This window comes from Staphylococcus sp. EG-SA-2 (assembly GCF_017152085.1).
This window is the reverse complement of sequence record NZ_JACYHC010000448.1, coordinates 1-4,956: the sequence shown is the minus strand read 5'-3', so window position 1 is coordinate 4,956 and position 4,956 is coordinate 1. Positions and strand designations below refer to the sequence as shown.

Genomic DNA, 4,956 nt, shown 5'->3' with positions numbered 1-4,956 from the left:
AATCTTGCCCCATACTTTTTGTTGTTATTAATCATTCATGGATAACTGCTCCAATTTTGCCTTTAGTTATTGTAATCAAATCCTCAACAGCTATTGTGATTTGCATTGTTCGAAGCCCACCACTCACACTGATATGACTATAATTTTCACACGATTTGTCAACGACTGTTGGAAACAATGTTTTCATACCAACAGGCGAACACCCACCACGAATGTATCCCGTTACATTTTTCAAATTATCTAAAGGCATAAGCTGCAATTTCTTCTCTCCAACCAAAGCAGCTGCCTTTTTCATATCTAAAGTTTCACTTACTGGGATAACAAATACAAAATGTTCATGTTTTGTATTTTCTAGAACAAGCGTTTTAAATACTGTTTTAACATTTGCTTGTATAAGTTCTGCGACTTCTGCACCCGATAAATGTTCTTCTGGTACCTCAAAGCTATGAACTTCGTATTTAATTTTTGCACGATCAAGCATACGCATCGCGTTCGTTTTCTTATTTTTAGCCATTTCAACACCTCATTTATACTTCTTCAGAACTATATTAACATTTTAAAATACATTACGGATTGGTTGATTTTGACATAACATTTACATCATTTTATAAGTTGATTTCACCTTTTTAAATTAAATTATTGCAAAATAAAAACAGTATATCCAATTAGAATACACTGTTCCATCTATTATTTCGTTATTATGCCTTGATTTGAAATACTTACATGTTGCTTACTAGTTGAATTATCATTGGAATAAACATAATTATATCCATGATTTGTCTTAGAAATTCTTTCTAAACCATAATTATCATTGATATGCTTATCTGCATAACGATCAGCAATAACTTGGCACTCTTGTTCGTTAAAAGAATTTGATTTATTTGCATTCACACGATGTTTAAAATGATTTTGCTTTTCCACATTTTCATTCACTTCAGATGCTTTAGCAGTATGAATATTGAGAATATCCATTTTCTTTTTATAAGTATCTTCAGTTGATACATTTATCGCGTTAAGCGTATTAATTGTTTTATGTACCTTAGCAAGCGCATCTTCATTTGTTGCTAATATTAATAAACCAATTAAACAAACGGTTAATATTACAGCAACAAAGCCTAAAAATAAATTTTTTACTGTCATCCCCTTACCCACATTTCCTTACTCATTTTTTATCATCTTAACACATTAACGTTAATGAATTAGGTATGTGGATTGCAATTTAAAAAGAATGTAATATTTGTAACATGTTTATTACTCAAAATCATTTTTTGTTACATATAACATTTAAATATAAAGAGTAAAACATTTAGTCAATCGAATCTTTTTAAATGTAAAGCATCGAATTTTCTTAATAAAATTCATAAGAAAAACGATGCTAATCATTCATAATATTACGCTTTACTTTATATCAATATACACCAAAATACTTATGCTACATATTTTGTTCTTTCAATTTTGCTCTATGTTGCTTTTCAATTAAAACAATAACAACACCTGCTAATGAAACACCTATAGCCATATAAATTGGTGCTTCAATGTGTACATCAAATAACGCACCTGCGATTAAAGGACCTATGAAATTACCCATACTAGTGAATGTCGAGTTCAATCCGCCTGCAAAGCCTTGCCTTTCTCCAGCAATATTAGAAAAATAATTTGTAATGGCTGGTCGTATCATATCAAAACCTATGAAGACAACAAAACTGATTAACATTATTGACCAATAGCCATTAGCAAAAACTAATAATATTAAGACAACAACTGAATATAATAATGACCAAGCTATAAATGTTAACTCTGAGAAATACTTCATAAATTTATCGAAGAAATAGATTTGGAAAAGTGCCCCAAATATACCGCCACCCGTAATAGCAATCGAAATATCTTTAGGTGAATAATTTACCTTGTCAGCTGTGTATAGTGAATACAATGTTTCAAATGCAGATAAACCAAACGATAATACAAGTGTTAAAATAACTGGTGTAATAAACACTTTCCAGTTAATTTTCGTTAGCAATTGTGGCTCTAACTTTTGGAAACCACTTGTCGTAGACTTTTTCGGATCGTGAATCAATACAATTGACATTATAAATGCTAGAATACCTAATGCTCCTGCAAAGTAAAATGGCATACGATGTGAAACTTCTGCCATAAATCCACCAATCCCTGGTCCTAAAATGAATCCAGAATTGATAATCGCTGACATGTAGCCAAAGTTTTTTGCTTTTTGATGGCTTGGTGAAATGTCAGCTATTAAACCTGTCACACCAGGCATTACCATACCAGCACTCATACCACCAATCACTCTCGATAACATCAATACCGAAAAATTGTGGCCAACTGCAAACATAAATTCTGACACTGAAAACAAAATTAATCCTATACATATAATTAATTTCTTCCCTAATTTGTCAGCTAGCGTACCACCAAACGGCGATATAATCATTTGAGATAACGCAAAAGCAGCAACTAGTAATCCTAAATCACTACCAGTTAATCCCAAATCTTTTAAATAAACAGGCAAGACTGGTATTACTAAACCGATACCTAAAAAAATCAAGAAAATATTAAAATATAAGACAAAAATCTGTTTATTCATATGCTCACCTCTTTTTTCTCCATGTCATGCTTAAAGCTGTTATTCTTCTTTTCCACGACAGATTGCAATTCATGCTAAATATTCGTAAAAAGTTTCTATATTGTATTACAACATTGCTACATTTGACAATATTTTTTCTTTGTAATTATCACTATTTTCCATTTAATTGTATAATTAATGACATATTAAAATAAAGGGGATTGATCATATGAAATTGCAAAAAAGTAATCATACTATACTACTAGTGTTGGAAAAAGGAGAAGATATCGTTGAATGTATAACAACCTTTGCAGATGACCAAGACTTAACATTTACATCTGTCAGCGGCATTGGTGCATGTGATGACGTTGTATTAAAATTTTTCAATTTAACAACGAAACAATACGAAGAAAAACATATTACTGAGCCACTGGAATTGACGAGCTTATTAGGTAATATTTCTCGTCTAGACAATGGTCATTTTGCACATTTGCATGCTACTTTCGGTACTCAATCATATGAAACTTTTAGCGGACATCTCGCTAAAGCAATTGTTTCTGCAACTGCTGAAATCATTCTTACTGTAACTGATTTGGACATTCAACGTTCATTCAAAGATGCAGTCGGTTTAAATTTACTTGATCCTCAATAGCACTTTACTTTTTAGTTGAATCAAATTTTATTACAAGTTATCATAAGTGCTTAATCATAAATGCATTCTCGTTTATTAATATACTTCAACGAGTTAAATTAAATTTTTAATTAGGAATTGAATGCGTTTATAACTATCACATTTGAATGAATAACTTTTTCATTAGAAAGTAGTGTTTATTATTGATGCAATCTCGATACATCGCTAGAATTTACTTTTTAATTTTATTTATCGTCTCCCTTTTTGAGACTAAAATTTTTCAATTTATGACTTTAAATTTGTTTTTAGCATATATACCTTTTGAGCTTAGTCTATTATTACGATTATTCAAACCGAATAAAAAGTATGAATGGCCACTCTTTATCATATATAGTTTTATATTTGTGTTACTTTTACCAAATACATTTTATATGGTAACTGATTTAATCCATTTGAACCAATTTCAATTCAACTTTTACGCAGGACTAAATTTAAGTGAGTGGAAATACTTTACCTATTTACTGCTTGGTGTCTTCTTAGCGGTTTATGTGATGATTTTAATCTATTTTGAAATACTAACATTGACTTCTCACCGTTGGCTTAATAGATTAATTGTTGTCGTGCTAATGTTTTTAAATGGATTCGGAATTTATATTGGTCGTTTCTTACGCTTACATTCCGTTTATTTCTTTAATGAGCCCTTACATGTTCTAAATCACATTCTAGAAAGTCTAACGCTTAAAACTGCTATGTTTGTATGTTTTATGGTTGTCATGCAAGCAGCAATTCTATTATTTGGAAAAGGAGTGCGTTTGAACAAGTGACAATAAATATAATCGTTTTAATAGTATCTATCATTGTCTTTCAATTGATTATTGGACACATATGGCATGATATTGGTTTAAGTTATTTAAGAAGTATCTTACTCATGATGCTGCCATTTGGACTAGGTGTATTTATACAACAAGTGTCGTATTACGAACGACAATATCCTAAATGGCAAGTGCCTCAAAACATAAAAGTTAGATTGAAATATATTTATCTCGCTACGTTTTTAGAGTATGTCGTACTATACCTCACTTTATTTACGGACATACTAAGATAACATCAAATTAATAAGAAAACTAAATACAACTTATATATTTGAGGAAAGCCAATTTCTATCACATCAATAATAGAAATTGGCTTATTTATATTGCTTAAGAACTTTATATTCTGCTCCAGATTTTACTCATGCCAGATCTATCAATTGAGCCGAATTAGTCTAGCGCTTTAAATGTAGCTAAAACTTGTGTACGTTTTTCTTGATGATCTACCATTTGTCTTGGATAATGACTACCTAATTCAATCCCCTGTTCAAAAAGGTTGGACTCATTGCGTTGTGTATCATGCAAATATTTTGCATCAATTTGATTAAAAATCGGAAGATATGTTTTGATATACAAAGCTTTAGCATCAAAGCGTTCACTCTGTCTTATTGGATTAAACATTCTAAAATACGGCACTGCATCCGTACCTGTAGAAGCAGACCATTGCCATCCATGAATATTTGATGCTGCATCATAGTCAATAAGGTGCTTTCTAAAGAATTTTTCTCCCCATGTCCAATCTATAAATAAATCTTTGGTTAAAAATTGCGACACAACCATTCTCATTCGATTATGCATAAAACCAGTTTGTGTCAATTCCATTATTGCTGCATCAATGATTGGAAATCCTGTTTGCCCTTCGCACCATGCATTAAAAT

General features: G+C 30.9%; 7 protein-coding genes. 3 read left to right on the top strand and 4 right to left on the bottom strand.

Annotated features, from left to right (window positions below):
• Positions 1 to 31: 31 nt before the first annotated feature.
• From ybaK to norA, 3 genes are all read right to left on the bottom strand, one after another.
• Positions 32 to 514: a Cys-tRNA(Pro) deacylase gene (gene ybaK / locus IDG60_RS05860; protein WP_001107235.1), complete on the bottom strand. Its 483-nt coding sequence runs from the start codon at positions 512 to 514 to the stop codon at positions 32 to 34.
• A gap of 173 nt (positions 515 to 687) precedes the next feature.
• Positions 688 to 1,140, bottom strand: a complete 453-nt coding sequence (locus IDG60_RS05855; protein ID WP_000216725.1) for a hypothetical protein — start codon at positions 1,138 to 1,140, stop codon at positions 688 to 690.
• A gap of 292 nt (positions 1,141 to 1,432) precedes the next feature.
• The gene (gene norA, locus IDG60_RS05850) at positions 1,433 to 2,599 is read right to left on the bottom strand and encodes a multidrug efflux MFS transporter NorA (RefSeq protein ID WP_001041274.1); all 1,167 of its coding nucleotides are present in this window, start codon (positions 2,597 to 2,599) and stop codon (positions 1,433 to 1,435) included.
• A 208-nt stretch (positions 2,600 to 2,807) separates the two neighbouring features.
• Here norA and IDG60_RS05845 point away from each other — a divergent pair, with 208 nt between their 5' ends.
• The 3 genes from IDG60_RS05845 (at position 2,808) to IDG60_RS05835 (ending at position 4,314) form a co-directional block, all read left to right on the top strand.
• Positions 2,808 to 3,230, top strand: a complete 423-nt coding sequence (locus tag IDG60_RS05845) for a PPC domain-containing DNA-binding protein (protein ID WP_000776018.1) — start codon at positions 2,808 to 2,810, stop codon at positions 3,228 to 3,230.
• A gap of 185 nt (positions 3,231 to 3,415) precedes the next feature.
• Positions 3,416 to 4,033: a DUF1361 domain-containing protein gene (locus IDG60_RS05840; protein ID WP_001191874.1), complete on the top strand. Its 618-nt coding sequence runs from the start codon at positions 3,416 to 3,418 to the stop codon at positions 4,031 to 4,033.
• A complete protein-coding gene (locus tag IDG60_RS05835) occupies positions 4,030 to 4,314 on the top strand; it encodes a hypothetical protein (protein ID WP_000154465.1) in 285 nt (94 codons plus the stop codon). The genes IDG60_RS05840 and IDG60_RS05835 overlap by 4 nt, the downstream gene beginning before the upstream one ends.
• 154 nt (positions 4,315 to 4,468) lie before the next feature.
• Here the strand turns inward: IDG60_RS05835 and IDG60_RS05830 are convergent.
• Positions 4,469 to 4,956, bottom strand: a 488-nt coding sequence (locus IDG60_RS05830) for an FAD-binding domain-containing protein (protein WP_274611437.1), incomplete at its 5' end; no start/stop codon positions are given.